At 35.4% G+C, this 2,993-nt stretch carries 4 protein-coding genes and 1 pseudogene; all 5 read right to left on the bottom strand.

The genetic code is table 11. The features are described 5' to 3' along the window. The coding region (locus J3492_RS12945; RefSeq protein WP_207988744.1) for an IS630 family transposase at positions 1-424 on the bottom strand (424 nt) is incomplete at its 3' end. Further along, positions 408-761: an IS630 transposase-related protein gene (locus tag J3492_RS12940; RefSeq protein WP_207988742.1), complete on the bottom strand. Its 354-nt coding sequence runs from the start codon at positions 759-761 to the stop codon at positions 408-410. The genes J3492_RS12940 and J3492_RS12945, both read right to left, overlap by 17 nt. Positions 762-786: 25 nt before the next feature. Further along, positions 787-2,130, bottom strand: coding sequence for an antiviral reverse transcriptase Drt3b (drt3b, locus tag J3492_RS12935; RefSeq protein WP_279381169.1), 1,344 nt, complete (start codon positions 2,128-2,130; stop codon positions 787-789). Then, positions 2,096-2,479, bottom strand: a pseudogene (locus J3492_RS12930) (transposase family protein); the annotation flags it as partial. The pseudogene J3492_RS12930 and the gene drt3b, both read right to left, overlap by 35 nt. 8 nt (positions 2,480-2,487) lie before the next feature. Next, on the bottom strand, positions 2,488-2,993 hold a 506-nt coding region (locus J3492_RS12925), incomplete at its 5' end, for a transposase family protein (protein WP_207988982.1).

Here is a 2,993-nt window from a genome sequence, read left to right as displayed (position 1 = left end):
CTTGTGCCCATTTTTTCTCAATGGGGTTAAGATCAGGGCTATAGGGTGGCAGCCATAGAATGCGATGACCATGTCTGTTGAGCAGTTTTTGGATACGTCTGCTTTTATGAAACCTAGCGTTATCCATAACGATCACGCATTTAGTCTTGAGACTTGGAATAAGTGTGATCTTACACCAGTCATAAAATATATTGCTATTGATATTCTGTTCAAAGTAATCAAGCGCAAACAGCATCTTGTTATAAAGAGCACCGATGACGTTAGTTCTCTTTTTTGCTTGCCAGTTGTAGCTGTCGATACAGGGTGTACCAATCGGTGCATAGCCATGAGAGCGGATGGTCTCGTGCTCAAAGCCGCTTTCATCCATATAGATAATGGGATAGCCTTGCTGCGTAAAGCGATCAAGTTTACTCTGATAAGCCACTCTTTTTATCAGGCAGGCTTTTGGATGCTCTAAGGTCTTTTTTTTGACTGATACCTAGACGTTTTAAAGCAGTGTGCATGCCGGTCTTACTACAGTTGAATCGCCTAGCTCGCTCGTACAGATAATCGTCTGGATATTGTTCAACGTCTTTTAAGAGTGCTTCATTCGGTATTTTAGTTGGTGATTTATCTCGAGTTTGTTTGATACTTGGGTTTCTCAGCCAGCGCTGTAATGCGGTTTTGCTAACATTATAGAAAGTACAAGCCTGACGGATACTCATGTCTTTGTTTTTGACACTTTTAATCACTTGTGCTCGAAAATCTGCTGAATAGGTCATTTGTTCTTCTGCTATTTCGCTTGCTTTAAAACGATTGTATCTTATTTAAAAAGAACTGACTATATAAATGCATTGCTTCTGAAGACTTTTTAGCGTTGGGAAGGTTTTCTAATCTAGACTTTATACTCTCAATTATAAAGTTAAGAATATTTTTATATTTTGATTTTCGCTCTACAATAAATAAACCAGTAATTAAAGAGAAATAGTTGAGATTGTCATAATCTTCATTAAATAAATACTTTTTTAAGTCTTGTTCATTCGGTAAATAATATTCACCAATATCATTAAGTAATAATAATATATTCAATCGTTCAACCATACATGTACTATCTCTAGATAGTTCATTTTCTAGTAGATCAGTCAAACCCGTGTGAATCCTATGTGCAAGTTTTTCATGATAGTCTTTTAGTTCGACTTTGCTAAGTCGGATCATAACTAGAACTAAACGTGAGAATGTAAACGATAGGTTTACCTTAGGTTCTAAAAAAAATGCATATAATGCTAAATCGAAAATAAAAATAAAATAGTTTATAACTGTATCTAAATTTTTTTCTTCAGTTTCAGTGTTTATTATATTAAATTTATTTACGAACATCAGAAGCTGTTCATTTAGTGCTCTTAGAAGATAGTTTGAGAAGCCAGTCTCATATTCTTCTTCAACATGCCAATAACTTTTTAAATCCTTTATAAAATATGTAGAAGACTTCGTAGGATTATACATTAATTTTTTGTTAGGAAAATAATAGTAATCTTTCAGACTATTGTCTTCATTAAATATATTTACCCTTTCAAGTATATCACCCATTTTGTTTTTAACGAGTCGCCTAAGTTCAGTAATATTTCTAGAGCGATTAGTTATGAAAGGTCTTGAAAAATATTTAGTTTTATTAGTATTAATATATAACTTGTAAGAATTAAGCTCATCTGCGACTACATCAGTTACTTTATCTGCTATTTCTTTACTTTTAGCAAATATACAAAAATCATCAACGTACCGTCTTATCGTATAGTCTAAATTATTAAATATTCCTTTGCTATCAAGTGAGTTGAGAACTTTTTGATCTATATCTTGAAGTATTATTTCAGCGAATATTCTAGCAACTTCCGAACCTATAAGGATACCGTTTGTTTCCTGATGATTTGCATTTTGCATCAACTTATCAAAATCTTCATCAAAGGATTGGTTTGATCCACCTTTGTATACTTTAATGTAATCCTTGCTTCTAACTGCCCAACTTATACTGTGCGTATAAAGACTATCAAAACACCGAGATACATCAATCATCTTCAAGTTGGAATATCTTCTTTCAAGTTTAATAGACCTCTTGCAAAAGTCATAGTTTAAGCTCGGAATTAATGATACCAGCAAATAGCTTCATTCTAAGATCGTAGCGCTGACGACGGTTGCGATATTTATGAGCCACGATTTTAAACAACTTGATTAAGCCTATTTTGTGTTCAACCACAATACGGAACTTTGCCAGATACTGATTGGCTTGTTTGCATATCTCCAATAACTGACCACCACGAGGTTTCTTAAATGGTGTGAAAGTTTGGTTATGTCGCTTTGCTAACCCTTGATAACCACTGTCTGCTAGATAGTTAGTGTTCTCAGGTAACCAATCAGGACAAGTATCTTTATACAGCTTAAAATCGTGGATGGACCCTTTACAGGTTTGCACATCAAGTATCAAACCGGTTTGCCAATGAACGATAACCTGCGCTTTTAAGGTGTGTTGTTTTTTCTTGCCGCTGTAGTAGTCTCTTTGGTTTTTTTTGGACGCTCAATTGGGGTTTCGGTGGCATCGACAATGACGACTGACCAATTGATGTCCTCATCGACACGACTAGGCAGCTTTTTGGGCAATTCAAACTTGCCAGAGTTAATCAGTGTGTCTTCTACTTTACGAATGATACGGCTAGCAGAAGACTCATGAATACCAAAGTCCATACTGATATGATAAAGCGTGCGGTATTCACGCCAATAAGTCAGGGCTAGTAGTATCTGCTCCTTAAGACTGAGCACACTTGGTCTACCTGATTTGGTCTTAGATGCTTCATGCTTTTGCATGGCCTCAAGCATGTCATAAAAAGTGGCTTTATGAATGCCAGTGTAGCGTTTAAAACCAGCGTCACTTTGTTTGAGTAGCTTATCTATGTTTGGCATATCTATTAAGTAAGTAGAGTTCAATAATATACGTTGTGTCTGACAACTACTTTTGCAAGAGGTCT

The sequence above is a fragment of the Psychrobacter coccoides genome, from assembly GCF_017498085.1.
In the GTDB taxonomy this organism is placed as follows: domain Bacteria; phylum Pseudomonadota; class Gammaproteobacteria; order Pseudomonadales; family Moraxellaceae; genus Psychrobacter; species Psychrobacter coccoides.
The sequence above is the reverse complement of the archived record's forward strand: the minus strand, read 5'-3'. Positions and strand labels throughout refer to the sequence as shown.